Origin of the sequence: Kitasatospora purpeofusca, from assembly GCF_000718025.1 — a bacterium.
Taxonomy (GTDB): domain Bacteria; phylum Actinomycetota; class Actinomycetes; order Streptomycetales; family Streptomycetaceae; genus Kitasatospora; species Kitasatospora purpeofusca.
The window spans coordinates 1-18,189 of the sequence record NZ_JODS01000050.1 but is presented as its reverse complement, the minus strand read 5'-3'; the positions used below and the strand labels follow the sequence as shown (position 1 = coordinate 18,189).

Genomic DNA, 18,189 nt, shown 5'->3' with positions numbered 1-18,189 from the left:
CCCTCCCTCCCGCCTCACCGACAAGAAATCTTTCCTTGACAATTTTTCTTGTCGGCACAATCCTTGAAGCATGTTGGACGTCGCCGTGATCGAAGAACCCGCAGCGGCCGAGGCCTCGCTGGACCCGATCCGGCGGCGCATCCTCGCCGCCCTCGCCGAGCCCGGCTCGGCCGCCGCACTGGCCGCCCGCCTGGGGCTGGCGCGGCAGAAGGTCAACTACCACCTGAAGGAGCTGGAGCGGCACGGCCTGGTCGAACTCGCCGAGGAACGGCGTAAGGGCAACGTCACCGAACGGGTGTACCGGGCCACCGCCGGCTCCTACGTGATCTCGCCCGCCGTCCTGGCCGCCGTGAGCCCGGACCCGACCCGCTCGCCGGACCAGCTCTCCGCCCGCTGGCTGCTGGCCCTCGGCTCCCGGCTGGTGCAGGAGGTCGGCGCGCTGCTGACCGGCGCCGCCCGGGCGCAGCGGCGGGTCGCCAGTTTCGGCATCGACGCGGAGGTGCGGTTCGCCTCGGCGGCCGACCGCACGGCCTTCGCCGACGGACTCGCGGAGGCGGTCGCCGGCCTGGTCGCCCGCTACCACGACGAGTCGGCCCCCGGCGGACGCAGCCACCGGGTGGTGGTCGGCCTGCACCAGATCCCCGCCGCCCCCGCTCCGGCCGCCGATACCGGGACCGACACCGGTGCCGCCGCCGCTCCCGGCTCCGCCCCTGACACCGCCCCCGACACCGACACCGCCCCCGATCCGGGGCCCGGACAGGAGAACGCACGATGACCCACCCGTTCGAGATCGAGCTGGAGACGGTGCTGCCGGCGAGCCCGGACGAGGTCTGGGAGGCGATCGCCACCGGACCGGGCATCGACTCCTGGTTCATGGGCCGCAACGAGCTGGACCCGCGCGAGGGCGGCACGGCCTCGATGGAGATCGGCGGCCACCGCGAGGACGCGCTGATCACCGTCTACGAGCCCGGCAAGCGCCTGGCCACCCGGACCGCCACCGCCGAGAACGGCCGCTTCATGGCCTTCGAGTACCTCGTCGAGGGCCGGGAGGGCTCCGCCACCGTGCTGCGCGTCGTCCACAGCGGCCTGCTGGGCGACGACTGGGAGGACGAGTACGACGCGCTGCGGCGCGGCTGGCCGTTCCACCTGCACACGCTCGTCGAGTACCTCACCCACTTCCGGGGCCGCACCGGAGCACCCGTCTTCGGTGTCGCGCCGGTGTCCGGCCGCCCGGCGGCGGAACTCCGGGGCGTGCTGGCGGGCGCGCTCGCGCTGCCCTCCCCGCCCACCACCGGCACCCGGGTGGCGGCCCGCCCGGCCGGGCTCCCGCCGCTGGACGGCGAGGTGGTGTGGGCGGACGACGAGCGCTTCGCGATCCGCACCGCCGACGGCCTGTACGGCTTCCACCACAGCGCCGGCCTGGTGCTGATGTTCCACCACCTCTTCGGACCGGACACCGACGGCGCCGAGACCGCCTGGCAGCAGTGGCTGACCGGCGTCCTCGCCTGACCGCCCCCCTGCCGGACGACCCCCCAGCCGGACAACCCCCCCCGCCGAGCAGCCCCCTCAGACAGCCCGTACCCCCGCACAAGCACCCCGAGGAACCATCATGCGCACGCTGATCAGCACCGCCTTCGTCTCCCTCGACGGCGTCGTCGAGGCCCCGGGCGGCGAGTCCGGTTACCGCAACGCGGGCTGGACCTTCAAGGACATCGACTTCCTCCCCGAGGCCTTCGAGATCAAGGGCCGGGAGCAGGAGGAGGCCACCGCGATGCTGCTGGGCCGGGTCAGCTACGAGGCCTTCAGCCCCGTCTGGCCGGACATGGCGGACTTCGCCCGCTACAAGACCCTGCCGAAGTACGTGGTCTCCACCACCCTCGCCGAGGACGACCTGGTGCCGAACTGGGGCGAGACCAGCATCCTGCGCTCGCTCGACGAGGTCGCGGCCCTGAAGGAGACCGAGGGCGGCCCGATCATCGTCCACGGCAGCGCGTCCCTCAACCGGGCGCTCTCCGACGCCGGCCTGATCGACCGCTACCACCTGCTGGTCTTCCCGCTGCTGCTCGGCGCCGGCAAGCGCCTCTTCAGCGAGGCCGACAAGGACACCCAGAAGCTGAAGCTGGTCGAGTACGCCGCCTACGCCAACGGCCTCCAGAAGCAGGTCTTCGACGTCGTCCGCTGACGCGCAGTCCGCCGCGGCCCCGCACGGTCACGCCTCGCGCAGCCCCCGGGTCGCCCGGGCGCCCGCCACCAGCTTGGTGACGGCCGCCCGGGCCTCGTCGTCCCGCCGCAGCGCGAGGACCGCCGGGACGGCCTCGTCCATCCACGCGCGGTCGCCGAGCAGAGCGGCCTCCCCGGCGTCGACGGTGACGCCGAGCAGTACGCCCAGGGTCACCAGTCCGGCTGGTGCGTACTGCAGGCCCCGGTGGTGGCTGAACCGGCCGGTCCAGTACGTGTACGGGTGCCGGACCGTCGCCGCCAGGTGCGGACCGGTCAGTCCGAGCGGGGCCATCTGGCCGAGCGACAGCAAGGCCGTCCGCCGGGACCCCATCCACCGGTGGGTCGTGACCTGGAGGCCGAGGGCCATGAAGCGGGCCCACGGCACCACCTCGCCCGCCTGCCCGTCCGCGTGCGGGACGATGCCCTCGGGGGCGAACTCCAGGTGCGTGCGGTCCCGGTGGTCGCCCAGCAGCCACCGCCCGTCGACCCGAACCAGCGGAACCGGCGGTACCGGCAGGTGCCCCGGCCCGTCGCCGTCCGCTCCGGGCCCGTCCGGTCCGCGCCCGTCCGGTCCGCGCCCGTCCGGTCCGGGCCCGTTCGGGAGAGTGCCCACGCTTCCTCCTCGGGACCGCAGGCCCTGCCGCCGCGGGCGGACCTTGGCATGATGCGGGAATGAGTGATGATCAGATCAGCATATTCAGCGCAGTCGTCCCACTGGAGGAGTACACCCACACCGAGATCCTCGGCGACGGGCCGGACCCCTTCCAGGTCGCCGAGCACGGGATGGTCTGGCGGCCCAAGGACCTCCACTTCGGCATCCGCACCGAACCGGACGGCCGGCTCGTCGCACACACCGGACTGGTGGTCCTGCCGGTGTCGATCGACGGGAGCCCGACCGAGATCATCGGGCTCGGCGGCGTGGCCGTCGCCGCCGACCTGCGCGGACACGGCCTCGCCCGCACGGTGGTGCACGGCGCCCTCGCCCACGCCCGAACCCTCGGGCCGCGCTTCGCCGTCCTGTTCTGCCGCCCGGACAAGGCCGAGCTCTACGCCCGCCTCGGCTGGCAGCCGCTGGCGGGCCCGGTCGAGGTCGAACAGCCCACCGGCCCGGCGACGATGCCGCTGCGCACGATGTGGTTCCCGCTGCACGACGGTGCCCAGTGGCCCGGAGGCGCCCTCCGGTTGCACTCGTTGCCGATGTGACGCGTGGGATGCTTGTCCGATGAAGTTCGAATTCCAGGCCGAGCTCTGGATCTGGGAAGCCCGGCGCTCCGACAACTGGACCTTCGTCAAGCTGCCCGTCGAGGCCTCCGAGGAGATCCACGACCTGACCGCCGCCGGGCCGAGACGCGGGTTCGGCTCGCTGCGGGTGCGGGTCACGATCGGTGCCAGCAGCTGGCAGACCTCGATCTTCCCGGCCTCCGACAGCGCCTACGTGCTCCCGGTCAAACGCGCCGTCCGCAAGGCCGAGGACCTCGACGCCGGTGACACCGCCACCGTCACCGTCGAACTCCTCGACCTCTGACGTCGCACCCCCGTTCCGGCGGGCCGCCTACAGCACCCGCTGGTACTGGTAGGTCTCGTGCGTCGGCCGGTACCCGAGGGCCTCGTTGACCCTCCGCATCGCGGTGTTGTCCTCGGCGGTGTCGGTGAGCAGGCCGCCGAGGGCCGGGTGCCGGCGGCGGGCCAGGGCGATCGCCTCGGCCTTCATCCGCCGGGCCAGCCCGTGCCCGCGGTGGGAGGGCAGGACGGCGGTGCCGTAGTGCTGGCCGTCGCCGGTGCCGTCGGCCGGGACCACCAGTTCGGTGAAGCCGACCATCGAGCCGTCGGACGCGGCCACCGCCGCCACCGTGTGCAGGTGCTCGCCGCGTTCCGCCACCACCCGGGCCACCGCCCGGAGCCGGTCGACGTCCCAGCTCACCGTGCCGTGGTCGATCTCGCCCATCGGCATGTCGTCCATCGCGCGGCGGGCGGCGGCGTACGGGGCGGCGAGCTCGTCGGGGACGGCGCCGTCCCAGGTCACCAGTCGGTAGGGGTGCTCCGTTCCACCGGACGCCCCGGCGTCGCCCGACTCGGCCAGGTCGAGCCGGGAGTGAAGCAGTGTCAGCGCCTTCCGGAAGCCCCGTGCGGAGAGGAACTCCTCGCCCGGCGTCCCACTGTCGACCGCCACCACCACGGCCCGCCGCCCGTCGGCGCCGGCCGCCTCCACCGCGGCGTCCACCAGTCGGGCCCCGAAGCCCCGGCGCCGCTCCGCCGGGTGCACCCGCACGGCCAGTTCGGCCAGGTGCGCCTGCCCCGGGTCGGTGAACAACCGCAACGAGGCCGTCCCGACCGGGTTTCCCTCCCCGTCCGCCGCCAGCCACACCAGCCGTCGGCTGTGGGTGCCGTGGTCGGGGTCGGTCAGAGCAGTGATGCGAATCGACAAATCTTCTCCATGAACCGGGTTCGGATGCGCCCGAAGGCGACAAGTCGCAGGACGCTAACCGCCCTCGTGCCCCGTCCGCAACCAGGTTTCCCGCCCGGGCGCCGGACCGCCGCCGTCCGCCGGATTCCCGCGATCCGGGGGACGGGGGACCGTGACCCGGAATAGGTTGGCCGACATCTGCACCGACACCGACACCGGGGTCGGACGGGGGACGGGAAGGGGAACCGCGCGTCGTGGAGATCGGGTTGGCGCTGGTGGACGGCGGGTCGGGGGCGGCGGTGCCGGCGGCGGTGCGCGCGCTGGCGCAACGGCTGCGGGCCGAGGACGAGTTGCGGGGCCGGGTGGCGCTGCGCGGGACCGGACCGGCGGCGGGGGAGATGAACGCCGGGGTGGTCCAGCTGGTGACCGTGGCGCTCGCCTCCGGGGGCGCCGGGACGGTGCTGGTGCGGGTGGTGGCGGACTGGCTGCGCGGGCAGCGCAGCCATCTGGTGATCAAGGTCAGCCGGGCCGAGCACGAGACGTACGAGCTCGAACTCGACAACGTCAAGGACGCGGGCGTGCTGCTCGACCGTTTCGAGGCTTTCGTCAACGGCCAGCAGGAGCAGGGTCAGCAGGAGCAAGGACGGCAGGAGCAGGAGCAGCAGCACGTACAGCCGCCGGAGCGGGTCACCGAGCATGGCACTGCCTGACGGACCGGGCTCGCGGATCGTCCTGATCGGCTCGGCCGCCTACCGGCACGAGGATCTGCCGCCGCTGCCCGCCGTCCGCAACAACCTCACCGACCTGGCCGCCGCGCTCACCGACCCGCAGCAGGGCTGGCTCGACGAGGCCCAGTGCACACTGGTGCCCGATCCCGGTACGGCGGCGGACGTCGTCCGGGCCCTGCGGCCGTCGGTGCTGGCGGCCGAGGACCTGCTGCTGGTCTACTACGCGGGCCACGGCATCGTCGAGGACACCGACTACTACCTCGCGGTCACCGAGACCGACCCCGAGGAGCCGTCGATCAGCGCGCTCCCGTACCGCACGCTGCGCAAGGTGGTGCTCGGCGCCAGGGCCCGCAACCGGGTCGTCATCATCGACGCCTGCTGGTCCGGGATGGCCACCACCGCCCACATGGCGGGCGGCCACGAGCGGCTGCGCACCCAGACCGCGATCGAGGGCGCGTTCGTGCTGGCCTCCTCCGAGCACGACAGCACCTCGCTGGCGCCGGTGGGGGAGCGGTTCACCGCGTTCACCAAGGAGCTGATCGTGCTCCTCCAGGACGGATCGTCCCGACTCGGACCGGAGTTGACGCTCGACAACGTCTACCAGCACCTGCTCCACGAACTCACCGCGGCCGGCCGGCCCCGGCCCACCAGGACGGCCACCAACACGGCCGCCCGGCTGGTGATCGCCCGCAACCGCGGCTACCGCCCCGACACCGGCAACTGGCGGGCCGAGCGGTCCGGGCACGCGGGGCACCCCGCGCTGCGCGAGGGCCGGCTGCTGCTCGACGAGGAGGAGCGCGCCGGGCACGTCGGCGGGCACGAGGAGGCGGCGGACGGCTACGCGACCGTCGCCGAGGTGCTGGCCCGGCTGTTCGGCCCCAAGGACGAACTCGCCGAGGCCGCCCAGCGCAGCCGCGCCTTCTGGGCGGCCCGCCGGGCGGCGGTCGTGGCCGCCGTCCCCCCGCCGCCGGAGCAGCCCCCGCTGACCGGCTTCCGGACGGTGGGGATCGCCCTGGGACCCACCTTCTGCTCGGTGGCGGTACAGGAGGGCGCCCGGATCGAGATCGTCCCCAACGGCGAGGGCGCGGAGCGGACCCCGTCCGTGGTCGCCCTGACCGGTACGGCCGGTGACCGGGTGCTGGTCGGCGAACCGGCCCTGCGGCAGGAACTGCTCAACCCGGAGGGCACCTACCGGCTGGCCGGAGCAGATGTGGACCCGGTCATCGCCGACCGCGTCTGCACCGCGTTGCTCGCCAAGCTGAAGCGGGACACCGAGGACCGGCTCGGTGAGCGGGTCGCCCGGGCCACATTCGTCGTCCCGGCCGCCACCAGCGAGGCGGAGCGGCGCCGGATCCGTCGAGCCTGCAGGGCCGTGGGCATCGAGCCGCTGCGATTCATCTCCACCTCGCTCGCCGCCGGGATGGCCTTCGACCGGCAGTTGGGCGACCGGGAGTCGACCTTGCTCGTGGTGGGGCTGGAGGCGACATCCTTGGAGGTCGCTGTGGTCGAGGTCGGCTACGGCATGACGTTCGTGAACGCGATCGCACTCGGGGAGGGGATCGGCAGCGACCGCTGGGTGGCCCGTCTCGCCGACGATCTGCTGACGGAGTTCGAGCACCGGCACGGAGTGCGTCTCGACAGGGATCCGGACGTCCGCCGACGGGTGCAGGAGGCAGCGGGAGCGGCGATGGCGGAACTCGGGTCGGTCGGGGAGACGACCGTCCACCTGCCCTACCTCGCGGACACGCCAGCGGGCCCGGCCGCCCTCGAAACCCCGGTCACCCGCGAGCGGTTCGACCGGATCACCGCCGACCTGCTCACCGCCTGCGCGACAACGGTCGATCGGGCGTTGGCGGAGTCGTGGCGGGAGGACATCGAGCACGTCCTGCTGGTCGGCGCCGGCGCCCGAATCCCTGGGGTGGGCGAGTTGGCGCGCCGGGCCGTCGGACGGCAGGACGTCAACGCCGTTATCACGGCCGACACCCAACTGGCGACCGGAGCGATGCTGCACGCGGGCATGATGACCAAAGCGGCGCGCGACGTGCTCGGGGTGGACATCGCTCCCCGGGCGATCGGCATCGAGACCGAGGACGGGCTGATGAGAGTCCTGGTGCCGGCGAGCACGAGCCTCCCGACGAAGAGGAGCGAGATCTTCACCAGTTCCTCGGTCGACCAGCCGGGGATGAACATCAACGTGTACCAGGGCGGCCACGAGCTCGCGGCCCGGAACAGCCTGCTCGCGAGCTTCCGGCTCTCCGGACTGCCGCCCGCACCGCTCGGGCTGCCGCAGATCGAGGTCACCGCGGACATCGACGCCAACGGCAGGATCTCGGTGTCCGCCAAGGACCTCGGCACCGGCCGGTCCGAGACGCTCACCGACATCACCGGTTCCGAGCCGCCCACGGTGCCGCTGTTCGGCGACCTGCCCGCGGAGATCCGGCCGCCCGACCCGGTCGAGGAGGAGGAACCGCCCCGGCAGCAGCAGAAGCAGTCCTGACCGAGCCGGGGGTGTACCTGGATACACCCCCGCCGGGCAGTTGGACGCAATGTCCGGCAGCCCGCGCCCCGGAAGAGTCGTCGTCGACGGAAGCACGCGAACGAGCGGACCGGAGGCGGACGACATGAGAAACGGAAAGTACTGGGACACGGGCACGGCGGGGCAGGACCGGAGGGTGCCCTGGAAGGCCGAGGCGGGGGTGTTCCTCGCCGTCGCCTTCCTCGGCGCGGGCGCGCTCGGCGTCGTCCAGCCGGCCACCGGGGTCCCGACCGAGGTGGTGCAGCTGACCCAGTTCGGGCCCGCCGCAGGCGTGTTGGCGGTCGCCCTGCTGTGGTCGGAGCGGATCCGCGCCCGGCTCGCCGGCACCGTCCGCGCGGCCCGCGACACCGCCTGGGCGGGCCCCGGCCGCAACCGCGCCGGCCTCCTCCTGCTGCTCACCGCGCCGCTGATCATCGCCCTCGCCGCCGGCGCCTACGCGCTGCTCGACGGCGACGCGCGGCTGACCGGTCCCCGCTCCCTCGCCCACCCCTTCGCGCTGATCGTGCTCGCCCAGCTGGTCGGCGCCTGCGGCGAGGAGATCGGCTGGCGGTGCTACTTGCAGCCGCTGCTGCGCACCCGGTTCGGGCCGCTCGCCGCCCCGGTCGCGGTGGGGCTGCTCTGGGGCGCCTGGCACGTCCAGGTGTTCGCGCAGCGGCCCGGGTACGCGGCCGGGTTCCTGCTGGCCACGGTCGCGATGTCGGTGGTGCTCGGGCTCGGCCTGGAGGGCGTGCGGGCCCACCGGCTGCTGCTCGCGGGCGGCTTCCACACCCTGGTCAACCTCGGGATGCTGCTGACGATGGACGAGGAGGACGGCACGGTGCTGCCGATGGTGCTCTTCGGCGGCGCCTGCCTGCTGGCGGCCGTGCCGTGGGTGCTGCGGGCCCGATGGGACGGTGGAGGGCAGCCGTCGGCCGCGCCCGGTAGGATCCCGGCGGCGCCGCACGGGGCGCGCTGAGGTGACGGAACGACGGGCGGACACAGCGGTGCGGGGGCAGGCGGGCGGGTGGCCGGACGGCACGGTGCGGGCCTTGCTCCGCTGCCAGTTGCTCTCCCTCTACGCCTTCGCCGTGACCGCGCTCGGCGCCCTCGTGGTGGGCGTCATGCTGCTGCTCCCGGTCGGCCTCGGCCGCTCGCTGCTGCCGGGCGCGGCCAGGCGCCTGCGCCGGCTGTCCGACCGCTACCGCTCCTGGGCGACCGACTGGACGGGCACCCGGATCAGCCCGCCCGACCCGCTGCCGGAGGGGGAGGGCCGACAGCGGGCGGGCGCGGTCCTCGCCGACGAGGGCTTCTGGCAGGACGTCCGCTGGTCCTGGCTGGAGCCGTGGGTGGGCGGGCTGCTGGTCGCCGTCCCGCCGACGCTGGCCGGCTTCGGACTGTTCGGCGCGCTGGTCCAGCCCTTCGTGTGGCGCCTGCTCGGGCCCGACAACTGGTACGCCTTCGTGCTCGTCGACTCCACCCCCTCGATGCTGGCCGCCGCCGTGCTCGGGCTGCTGTTCGTCGCGGCCGGGCTGCGGCTGGCGCCCGCGGTGCTCGGGCTGCACGCCCGGTGGACCCGGAAGGTCCTCGCCGCGCCGTACACCACCGAACTGGTGCGCCGGGTCGAGCACCTCACCGACACCCGGGCCGAGGTGCTGGACGCGCAGGCGGCCGAACTGCGGCGGATCGAACGCGATCTGCACGACGGCGCGCAGGCCCGGCTGGTCGCCCTCGGCATGACCCTGGACGCCGCGACCCGGCTGCTGGACTCCGACCCGGCCGCCGCCCGCGACCTGCTGCGGGAGGTGCGGGCGAGTTCGGCGCGGGCCCTCCAGGACCTCCGGGACCTGGTGCACGGCATCCACCCGCCGATCCTCACCGACCGGGGCCTCGGCGACGCCGTCCGCTCCCTCGCGCTGGACTGCTTCCTGGACACGCACGTGACCGTCGAACTGCCGGGGCGCTTCCCGGCGCCGGTCGAGGCGGCGGCCTACTTCGCGGTCGCCGAGCTGCTCGCCAACGCGGCCAAGCACGGTGGCGGCCGGGAGGTGACGATCCGGCTGGCGCACGCGGGCGGGACCCTGACCGCCACCGTCGCGGACGACGGCCGCGGCGGTGCGGACCCCGGCGGGGGCAGCGGGCTGCGCGGGGTGGCGCGCCGGCTGAGTACCGTCGACGGAACCCTCGTCCTGCACAGCCCGCCGGGCGGCCCGACCACCGTGACCCTGGAGATACCGTGCGCGTCGTCCTCGCCGAAGACCTCTTCCTGCTCCGGGACGGGCTGATCCGGACGCTGCGGGAGCACGGCTTCGAGGTGGTCGCGGCCGTGGACAACGGTCCGGACCTGCGGCGCGCGCTGCACGAGCAGGAGCCGGACGTCGCGGTGGTGGACGTCCGGCTGCCGCCGTCCTTCACCGACGAGGGGCTGCGGGCCGCGCTGGAGGCGCGCCGCGCCCGCCCGGCCCTGCCGGTGCTGGTCCTCTCCCAGTACGTGGACCGGCTGTACGCGCGGGAGCTGCTGGCCGACGGTCGGGGCGCGATCGGCTATCTGCTGAAGGACCGGGTCACCCGCACCGAGCAGTTCGTGGACGCGGTGCGGACGGTCGCGGGCGGCGGCACGGTGATGGACCCGCAGGTGATCGCGAAGCTGCTGGCGCGCGGCGACGCCCGGGGCAGCACCGCCGAGCTGACGCCGCGCGAGCACGAGGTGCTGCGGCTGATGGCGGAGGGCCGCTCCAACGCGGCGATCACGCGTGCCCTGCACATCAGCGAGAGCGCCGTGGCCAAGCACACCGCGAGCATCTTCGCCAAGCTGCGGATCGAGTCCTCGGCCGACGACAACCGCCGGGTCCTCGCCGTCCTGGCCCACCTGGAACGCTGATCCGCGCGCGGCCCACGTGGAACGCCGATCCGCGCACGGTCCAGCCGGAACGCCGATCCGCGCGTGAAACGCCGATCCGCGTGCGTCACTTGACCTTCACACCGGTGTGAAGGTCGATGATGGCCCCATGACGACCTTCGATCCCCGCGCCCTGCTCGAAGCCGCCCGCCTCGGTGTGCTGGCCACGATCAAGTCCGACGGGCGGCCCCAGCTGTCGCCGGTCATGCCGTTCTACGACCGCGCCGCCGAGCGGCTGTACGTCTCGGTGACCGAGGGCCGCGCCAAGACGGCCAATCTGCGCCGCGACCCGCGCGCCGCCCTGGAGGTGACCCGGGCCGACGGCCGGGCCTGGGCCACCGCCGAGGGCACCGTCACCCTGATCGGGCCGGGAAACGACCCGAAGGGCCCCGAGGTGGAGGCCCTGGTCGACTACTACCGCCGGGCGGCCGGCGAGCACCCGGACTGGGACGAGTACCGGTCCGTGATGGTCGCCGACCGCAGGGTCCTGATGGTGCTCGCCGTCGACCACGTCTACGGCGAGCGACTGGGCTGACCCCGGACGGGCCCGTCCTGCGACCGGACGGGCCCGTCACGCGGCGGCCGGCCGGGGAGCCCGCCCCTCAGGCGCGGCCGGCCGCCCGCTGGGTGCGGCGGGCCAGGGAGTCGACGACCACGGCCGCGAGCAGCACCGCACCGGTGATCATGAACTGGATGGCGTTGCTCAGCCCCTGGATGTTCATCCCGGACTGGATCGAGCCGATCACCAGCGCACCGAGCAGCGCCGACCAGGTCGAGCCGCGTCCGCCGAACAGGCTGGTGCCGCCGATGACGCCGGCCGCGATGGCGTTCATCAGCAGGTTGCCGCCGCCGGAGGTCTGGCTCGCCGACTGGATCTGCGCGGCCAGGAACAGGCCGCCGACGGCCGCCATGGTGGAGCAGATGGTGAACACGCTGATCCGGATCCACGACACGTTGATACCGGCCCGCCGGGCGCCCTCGATGTTGCCGCCGAGGGCGAACACCTGCCGGCCGTAGGTGGTGCGCCGCAGTACGAAGTCCAGCACCACGATGAAGACCAGGAAGATCAGCAGGGCCAGCGGCAGGCCCTTGTACTGGTTGAGCGTGTAGGCGGCCAGGAAGGCGACCACCGCGATCGCCGCGGTGCGCAGCGCGATGTCCAGCACGGGACGGGACGGAACCCCGGCGGCCTGGCGCCGCCGGGCGTCCAGCACCGAGGCGCCGAGGAAGAGCAGCACGCCGATCACGGCCACCCCGTACGCGGCGGCCTGTGAGCTGTAGATGGTGCTGTAGAGCCGGGAGACGATGTCCTTGCCGGACAGGTTGACGGTGCCGTTGGCGCCCAGCACCTGGAGCATCAGGCCGTTCCAGCCGAGGTTGCCGGCCAGGGTGACGACGAAGGCCGGCACGCCGACCTTGGCGAAGAACACGCCCTGGATCAGGCCGACCACGGCGCCCCCGACCAGGGCGGAGAGCAGGGCCACCCACTGGTTGACGCCGTGGGTGACGTTCAGCACGGCGAAGATCGCCGCGCACAGGCCGCTGACCGAGCCGACCGAGAGGTCGATCTCGCCGAGCAGCAGCACGAACACCACGCCGATCGCGATCATGCCGGTGCCGACGATCTGCTGCGACAGGTTGGAGAGGTTCTGGGCGGACAGGAAGGAGCTGTTCAGGCTGCCGAAGACGGCCCAGATCACGATCAGCGCCAGCACCACCGGGAGCGAGCCCAGTTCGCCGCTGGTGATGCGGCGGCGGAACTCGCCCAGGTAGCCCTTGACGCCCTCCTGCCGCACGATCAGCCGCGGGTCGACGGCCGGGGTGGCCTCGGCGGCGACCGGCACGGGGGCGTTGACACCCCCCTTGGGCATGCTGTCTTCGGGGAGCGGGACATGGCGGTGCTCGTCGCCGCCGGGGGTCTGCTCGGTCATGGGGAGCCCTCCGTACCGCGGGCCTCCCGGCGGGTCACCGCGTTGTCCGTGGCGCCGGTGATGGCCGAGATGATCTCTTCCTGGCTGGTCCGGCGCTTGTCGAAGACGCCGTTGTTGCGGCCGAGCCGCAGCACCGCGACGGTGTCCGCGACGGCCATCACGTCGGCCATGTTGTGGCTGATCAGGATGACGCCGAGGCCCTGGTCGCGGAGCCGTTCGACCAGGTCGAGGACCTGGGCGGTCTGCTCCACGCCGAGGGCGGCGGTCGGCTCGTCGAGCATCACGACCTTCGGCGAGCCGACCAGCGCGCGGGCGATCGCGACCACCTGGCGCTGACCGCCGGACAGTGAGGCGACCGGGATCCGCACACTGGGGATGCGGATGGAGAGGGTGTCCAGCAGGGAGCGGGACCGCTTCTCCATCGCGACCTCGTCGAGCACGGCGAAGCGCCGGATCTCCCGGCCGAGGAAGAGGTTGCCGACGACATCGAGGTTGTCGCAGAGCGCCAGGTCCTGGTAGACCGTGGCGATGCCCAACTGCTGGGCGTCCTGGGGCCGGTGGACGCTGACCGGGCGGCCCTGCCACTCGATCGTGCCCTCGTCCGGCTGGTGCACCCCGGCGATGGACTTGACCAGGGTGGACTTGCCGGCGCCGTTGTCGCCGACCAGGGCCAGCACTTCGCCGGCGCGGACCTCCAGCTCGATGTCGGTGAGCGCCTGGACGGCGCCGAACCGCTTGGAGACCCCGCGCAGGGCCAGGACGGTCTCACCCGTCACGGTGACCAACTCCCTCGAACGGGTTGACGGGCACGGTTACTGGAGGCCCGCGGCCTTGCAGGCGTCCGCGTAGTCCGGGGTGCAGATCTGGTCCACGGTGTAGAGGCCGTCGGCCACCACGGTGGTCTTGATGTTGTCCTTGGTCAGGACGACCGGGGTGATCAGGTTGGCCGGGACCTGGTTGCCGCTGCCGTTGGTGACCGTGACCGGCACCAGCGCGGCGTCCAGCGGCTTGCCCTGGGCGAAGGTCACCGCCATCTGCGCCGCGATGTCGGTCTCCGGCTTGAACGGCTTGTAGATCGACATCGTCTGGGTGCCCGCCAGGATCCGCTGCACGCCGTCCAGCTGGGCGTCCTGGCCGGTGAGCGGCACGCTGAGGCCGGCCGCCTTGAGGGCGGTGGCGATGCCGGCGGCCATGCCGTCGTTGGCCGAGTAGACGCCGACCACATTGGGCCCGCCGATCGCGGTGATCGCGGCGGAGGCCTCCTGGTTGGCGTTGTTCGGGTCCCAGTTGGGGGTGTCGTACTCCTTGCCGATCTTCAGCTTGCCGTCGATCGCGCTGTGCGCGCCGGCCTTGAAGTCGGCCGCGTTGGGGTCGGTCGGCGAGCCGTTGATCATGATGATCGACCCGGAGCCGGCCTTGTCGCCGACGGCGGCGACCAGGGCCTCGCCCTGGAGCTGGCCGACCTTCTTGTTGTCGAAGGAGACGTAGGCGTCGACCGGGCCCTGCGCCAGGCGGTCGTAGGCGATCACCTTGACGCCCGCGTCGTGCGCCTTCTGGACGGAGGACTGGATCGACTTCGCGTCCACGGCGTCCAGGATCAGCACCTTGTCGCCCTTGGTGAGCGCGGTGTCGACCTGGGTCTGCTGGGTCGTGGCGTTCTCGTTCGCGTTGTAGTAGTCGATCTGCGCCTGCGGTGCCAGCTCCTTGATCTTCTGCTCGATCAGCGGCCGGTCGAACTGCTCGTAGCGGGTGGTCTTGGTCTCGGGCAGCAGCAGCCCGATCCGGACCGCGCCGACCGTGCTCCCGCCGCCGGCGGAACCGCTCGCGGAGCCGGACGAGCCGCCCCCGGAGGATTCCTTGGCGCTGCCGCACGAGGACAGCGCGAGACCGAGGGAAACCACTGCGGCGGCCGCGAGCGTGCGGCGAAGCCCGTTGTTCATGAGGATGCCTCTTCCGGTTGGACCCGCCCCGTTCTTCGGTCCCCCGCGTCCGAGTCTGCGAACTGCGGGCCGCCGCCACGATCGGAGCTGGGCCGAACGGGTAAGGCGGTCGCCTGCCGACGGGTCGGTCGTACCCGTCGGCAGGCGACCGCCTTACCCGTTCCCGGATCCTCAGCCGAAGTCGAGCGAGCCCGTCCGGGTGCGCTTGAGCTCGAAGAACGCCTTGTGCCCGGCCAGCAGCCGGACGCCGTCGAAGACCTGGACGGCCTCCTCGCCGCGCGGGATCGCGTTCAGCACCGGCCCGAAGAACGCGGTGCCGTCGACGTGGATGGTCGGGGTGCCGACCTCCTCGCCGACCGGGTCCATGCCCGCGTGGTGGCTGCGGCGCAGCGCCTCGTCCCACTCGGTGCCGTGCGCGGCCTCGGCGAGCTCCTCCGGCAGGCCGGCCTCGGCCAGCGCCTCGCGGAGCAGCTTGTCGTCGACCTCCCGGTCCTCGACGTGCAGCCGGGTGCCGAGCGCGGTGTAGAGGTCGCGCAGCACCCCGACGCCGTGCTGCTCGGCGGCGGCGATGCAGACCCGGACGGGGCCCCAGCCGGTGGTGAGCAGCCGCTCGTAGCGCTCGGGCAGGCCCTCGCGGCCCTCGTTGAGCACGGACAGGCTCATCACCCGGAACGTCAGGTCGAGGTCCCGGTGCTTCTCCACCTCCAGGATCCAGCGGGAGGTGATCCAGGCGAACGGGCAGATCGGGTCGAAGTAGAAGTCCACGGTGTTGGTCGCGGCACCGGCACCGGCGGCGGTACCGGAGTCGGCGGCGGTACCGGAGTCGGCGTTGGCATCGGCATTGGCGTCGGCATTGGCAGCTGTAGTGGTCACCCGGCCGAGCCTAGGGGCGTGCCGGACCGCTCGGAAGGGCCGGTCCGGTGCGGTTTTCCTGGGCCACTCGCGGATCCGGCCGCCGCGACCCGCCCGGGCCGCTCCTTCGCTCCAACAGGTGAAGGGACGTCACCGTCCGTATCCGGAGGCTTGATCCGGATCGGTGAACCGCTACCGCCGGTCGGGTGAAGGAGGGCCTCCGGGTGTTTCCGATCTTGGACGGATATGCTGCCGCCCCGTCAGGCCCTCGCGAAGCCCTCGCGACGGGCGGTACGGAACGAGGGCGGGAGCCGACAAGATGATGGGACCGGCGCATTCACTGTCCGGCGCGGCGGCATGGCTGGGCGCGGGAGCGATCGCGGCGGGCATGGGCGAACCGATGCCCTGGCCGGTGCTGCTCGCGGGGACGCTGATCTGTGCGGGCGCCGCCCTGGCGCCGGACCTCGACCACAAGGCGGCGACCATATCCCGGGCGTTCGGCCCGGTCTCGCGGATCCTCTGCGAGGTGATCGACAAGCTTTCCTACGCCGTCTACAAGTCGACCCGCGGCAAGCGGGACCCGCGCCGCACCGGCGGCCACCGCACGCTGACCCACACCTGGGTCTGGGCGGCGCTCTGCGGTGCGGGCGCGTCGGCCGTCGCCGTCTACGGCGGACGGTGGGGCGTGCTCGGGGTGCTCTTCGTGCACATGGTGCTGGCGATCGAGGGACTGCTGTGGCGCCAGGCCCGGGTCTCCAGTGACGTCCTGGTCTGGCTGCTCGGCGCGGCCGGCGCCTGGATGCTGACGGACGTCCTGGACAAGCCGGGCAACGGCGCGCTCTGGCTGTTCGACCAGCCGGGGCAGGAGTACCTGTGGATCGGCCTGCCGATCACCCTCGGCGCGCTGGTGCACTGCCTGGGCGACGCGCTCACCGTCTCCGGCTGCCCGGTGCTGTGGCCGATCCCGATCGGCCGCAAGCGCTGGTACCCGATCGGCCCGCCGAAGGGGATGCGCTTCCGGGCCGGCAGCTGGGTGGAGCTCAAGGTGCTGATGCCGGTCTTCATGGGCGCCGGCGGTCTGTGCGCGGTGGGTGCGCTGGGCTACTTCGGCTGAGCGTCTGAGCGTCTGAGCGCCTGAGCGCCTGAGCGCTTGAACGGACGCGCGACCGCGCGCGACCGCGCGCGACAGGGCCCCGCACCGGGGGAGCGACTCCCGGTGCGGGGCCCTGTCGCGTCTGCGCCTACGGGGGCAGTGCTTGCGTTGGATACCCCCTAGGGGTATAAATGGGCTCGTGGCGCAGGGATACCCGCTGGGGGTATCCGGAACTGCCGCCGACACCAATGGAGGAATCCCATGTCCTGCTGCTCCACCGAAGGCACCTGCTCGACCGGCGCCGAGGCCGTCGATGTCGCCGTGGACGCCGTCGCCCAGGGCGATGCCCCTGCCGCCGAGGCCGACGCCGACCGCGTTCCCGCCCAGCGGGCCTGAAATCCCGGCGGGTCCGGGGTTAGAACCCCCAGGGGGTATCGGCCCCGGACCCGGATCCGATGGACAACGAGCACGAGGAGCTCAGATGACCACCCAGGCACCCGCCTCCACCGAGGTGGAACTCCGGATCGGCGGCATGACCTGCGCCTCGTGCGCCGCCCGGATCGAGAAGAAGCTCAACCGCATGGACGGGGTCACCGCCACCGTCAACTACGCCACCGAGAAGGCCAAGGTCGCGTTCGGGCCGGACGTGAGCGTCGCCGACCTCGTTGCCACCGTCGAGGCCACCGGCTACACGGCCGCCCCGCCCCGACCGGCCACCACCGCCCCCGCCGGCCCCGTGAGCGACCGCGCCGACGACCATGCCGGCGACCACGCCGACGGTTCCGCCGCGGACGAGCTCGCCCCGCTGCGGCAGCGGCTGATCACCGCGGTCGTCCTGGCCGTCCCCGTGGTCGCGATGGCGATGGTCCCCGCCCTCCAGTTCGACAACTGGCAGTGGCTCTCGCTCACCCTCGCCGCGCCCGTCGTCACCTACGCCGCCTGGCCGTTCCACCGCGCCGCCTGGACCAACCTCAAGCACGGCGCCGCGACCATGGACACCCTGGTCTCGCTCGGCACCGGCGCCGCGTTCCTGTGGTCCCTGTGGGCGCTGTTCCTCGGCCACGCGGGCATGCCCGGGATGCGGCACGGCTTCGAGTTCACCGTCGCCCGGGGCGACGGCTCGTCCAGCATCTACCTGGAGGCCGCCGCCGGGGTCACCGCCTTCATCCTGGCCGGGCGCTGGTTCGAGGCCCGCTCCCGGCGACACCGTCACCGGCGCCACCGTGAACGCCGGCGGCCGGCTCGTGGTGGAGGCCACCCGGGTCGGCGCCGACACCAGGCTCGCCCGGATGGCCCAGCTGGTCGAGGACGCCCAGAACGGCAAGGCCGCCGCCCAGCGGCTCGCCGACCGGATCTCCGCCGTCTTCGTACCGATCGTGATCGCGCTGGCCCTCGCCACCCTCGGCTACTGGCTCGCCACCGGGGAGGGCTGGACGGCCGCCTTCACCGCGGCCGTGGCGGTGCTGATCATCGCCTGCCCGTGCGCCCTGGGCCTGGCCACCCCGACCGCGCTGATGGTCGGCACCGGCCGCGGCGCCCAGCTCGGCATCCTGATCAAGGGCCCCGAGGTGCTGGAGAACACCCGCCGGGTCGACACCGTCGTGCTCGAC

The 18,189-nt window shown here is 73.0% G+C and carries 19 protein-coding genes and 1 pseudogene; 14 read left to right on the top strand and 6 right to left on the bottom strand.

What is annotated here, in order from left to right; genetic code table 11:
- Positions 1-70 precede the first annotated feature (70 nt).
- The 3 genes from IF01_RS0139085 (at position 71) to IF01_RS0139075 (ending at position 2,182) form a co-directional block, all read left to right on the top strand.
- On the top strand, positions 71-775 hold the full coding sequence (locus IF01_RS0139085; RefSeq protein ID WP_030398405.1) for an ArsR/SmtB family transcription factor: 705 nt from the start codon (positions 71-73) through the stop codon (positions 773-775).
- A complete protein-coding gene (locus tag IF01_RS0139080; RefSeq protein ID WP_030398404.1) occupies positions 772-1,509 on the top strand; it encodes an SRPBCC family protein in 738 nt (245 codons plus the stop codon). The genes IF01_RS0139085 and IF01_RS0139080 overlap by 4 nt, the downstream gene beginning before the upstream one ends.
- A gap of 100 nt (positions 1,510-1,609) precedes the next feature.
- The gene (locus tag IF01_RS0139075; RefSeq protein WP_030398403.1) at positions 1,610-2,182 is read left to right on the top strand and encodes a dihydrofolate reductase family protein; all 573 of its coding nucleotides are present in this window, start codon (positions 1,610-1,612) and stop codon (positions 2,180-2,182) included.
- 27 nt (positions 2,183-2,209) lie between these two features.
- Here the strand turns inward: IF01_RS0139075 and IF01_RS44775 are convergent, their stop codons facing one another.
- The gene (locus IF01_RS44775; protein WP_051757118.1) at positions 2,210-2,833 is read right to left on the bottom strand and encodes a hypothetical protein; all 624 of its coding nucleotides are present in this window, start codon (positions 2,831-2,833) and stop codon (positions 2,210-2,212) included.
- Positions 2,834-2,892: 59 nt separating this feature from the next.
- On the opposite strand from IF01_RS44775, the gene IF01_RS0139065 reads away from it, so the two are divergent.
- Together IF01_RS0139065 and IF01_RS0139060 are read left to right on the top strand one after the other, a co-directional pair.
- Positions 2,893-3,423: a GNAT family N-acetyltransferase gene (locus IF01_RS0139065; protein ID WP_030398401.1), complete on the top strand. Its 531-nt coding sequence runs from the start codon at positions 2,893-2,895 to the stop codon at positions 3,421-3,423.
- Between the two features lie 19 nt (positions 3,424-3,442).
- Positions 3,443-3,745 carry a DUF1905 domain-containing protein gene (locus tag IF01_RS0139060; RefSeq protein ID WP_030398400.1) on the top strand — a complete coding sequence of 101 codons (303 nt, stop codon included), beginning with the start codon at positions 3,443-3,445 and terminating at the stop codon, positions 3,743-3,745.
- A 27-nt stretch (positions 3,746-3,772) separates the two neighbouring features.
- Here IF01_RS0139060 and IF01_RS0139055 read toward each other — a convergent pair whose 3' ends face one another.
- A complete protein-coding gene (locus IF01_RS0139055; protein WP_030398399.1) occupies positions 3,773-4,645 on the bottom strand; it encodes a GNAT family N-acetyltransferase in 873 nt (290 codons plus the stop codon).
- A gap of 233 nt (positions 4,646-4,878) precedes the next feature.
- Between IF01_RS0139055 and IF01_RS0139050 the strand changes: the two genes are divergently transcribed.
- The 6 genes from IF01_RS0139050 (at position 4,879) to IF01_RS0139025 (ending at position 11,298) form a co-directional block, all read left to right on the top strand.
- Entirely contained in the window at positions 4,879-5,334 is a 456-nt protein-coding gene (locus tag IF01_RS0139050) for an effector-associated constant component EACC1 (protein ID WP_030398398.1), read from the top strand.
- Positions 5,321-7,849 (top strand): caspase, EACC1-associated type, encoded by a 2,529-nt coding sequence (locus IF01_RS44770; protein ID WP_051757117.1) that lies wholly within the window; start codon positions 5,321-5,323, stop codon positions 7,847-7,849. Before IF01_RS0139050 ends, IF01_RS44770 begins: the two co-directional genes overlap by 14 nt.
- 124 nt (positions 7,850-7,973) lie before the next feature.
- Positions 7,974-8,843, top strand: coding sequence for a CPBP family intramembrane glutamic endopeptidase (locus IF01_RS0139040; protein WP_078880719.1), 870 nt, complete (start codon positions 7,974-7,976; stop codon positions 8,841-8,843).
- A gap of 64 nt (positions 8,844-8,907) precedes the next feature.
- Positions 8,908-10,149 (top strand): sensor histidine kinase, encoded by a 1,242-nt coding sequence (locus tag IF01_RS0139035; RefSeq protein WP_030398395.1) that lies wholly within the window; start codon positions 8,908-8,910, stop codon positions 10,147-10,149.
- Positions 10,101-10,745 carry a LuxR C-terminal-related transcriptional regulator gene (locus IF01_RS0139030; protein WP_030398394.1) on the top strand — a complete coding sequence of 215 codons (645 nt, stop codon included), beginning with the start codon at positions 10,101-10,103 and terminating at the stop codon, positions 10,743-10,745. Before IF01_RS0139035 ends, IF01_RS0139030 begins: the two co-directional genes overlap by 49 nt.
- Positions 10,746-10,872: 127 nt before the next feature.
- Entirely contained in the window at positions 10,873-11,298 is a 426-nt protein-coding gene (locus IF01_RS0139025; protein WP_030398393.1) for a PPOX class F420-dependent oxidoreductase, read from the top strand.
- 67 nt (positions 11,299-11,365) lie between these two features.
- On the opposite strand, the gene IF01_RS0139020 is transcribed toward IF01_RS0139025, so the two are convergent.
- The 4 genes from IF01_RS0139020 to IF01_RS0139005 form a co-directional block, all read right to left on the bottom strand.
- Positions 11,366-12,634, bottom strand: coding sequence for a sugar ABC transporter permease (locus IF01_RS0139020; protein WP_051757126.1), 1,269 nt, complete (start codon positions 12,632-12,634; stop codon positions 11,366-11,368).
- 56 nt (positions 12,635-12,690) lie between these two features.
- Positions 12,691-13,470 (bottom strand): ATP-binding cassette domain-containing protein, encoded by a 780-nt coding sequence (locus tag IF01_RS0139015; protein WP_078880721.1) that lies wholly within the window; start codon positions 13,468-13,470, stop codon positions 12,691-12,693.
- 36 nt (positions 13,471-13,506) lie between these two features.
- Entirely contained in the window at positions 13,507-14,634 is a 1,128-nt protein-coding gene (locus IF01_RS0139010; RefSeq protein WP_030398390.1) for a sugar ABC transporter substrate-binding protein, read from the bottom strand.
- Positions 14,635-14,805: 171 nt separating this feature from the next.
- The gene (locus IF01_RS0139005) at positions 14,806-15,399 is read right to left on the bottom strand and encodes a mycothiol-dependent nitroreductase Rv2466c family protein (RefSeq protein WP_030398389.1); all 594 of its coding nucleotides are present in this window, start codon (positions 15,397-15,399) and stop codon (positions 14,806-14,808) included.
- Positions 15,400-15,805: 406 nt separating this feature from the next.
- Between IF01_RS0139005 and IF01_RS0139000 the strand changes: the two genes are divergently transcribed.
- The 3 genes and pseudogenes from IF01_RS0139000 to IF01_RS46450 all read left to right on the top strand — a co-directional run.
- Positions 15,806-16,600: a metal-dependent hydrolase gene (locus IF01_RS0139000; RefSeq protein WP_030398388.1), complete on the top strand. Its 795-nt coding sequence runs from the start codon at positions 15,806-15,808 to the stop codon at positions 16,598-16,600.
- Between the two features lie 240 nt (positions 16,601-16,840).
- The gene (locus IF01_RS51290) at positions 16,841-16,975 is read left to right on the top strand and encodes a hypothetical protein (RefSeq protein WP_255360264.1); all 135 of its coding nucleotides are present in this window, start codon (positions 16,841-16,843) and stop codon (positions 16,973-16,975) included.
- Positions 16,976-17,111: 136 nt separating this feature from the next.
- Positions 17,112-18,189 (top strand): annotated as a pseudogene (locus IF01_RS46450) (heavy metal translocating P-type ATPase); the annotation flags it as partial.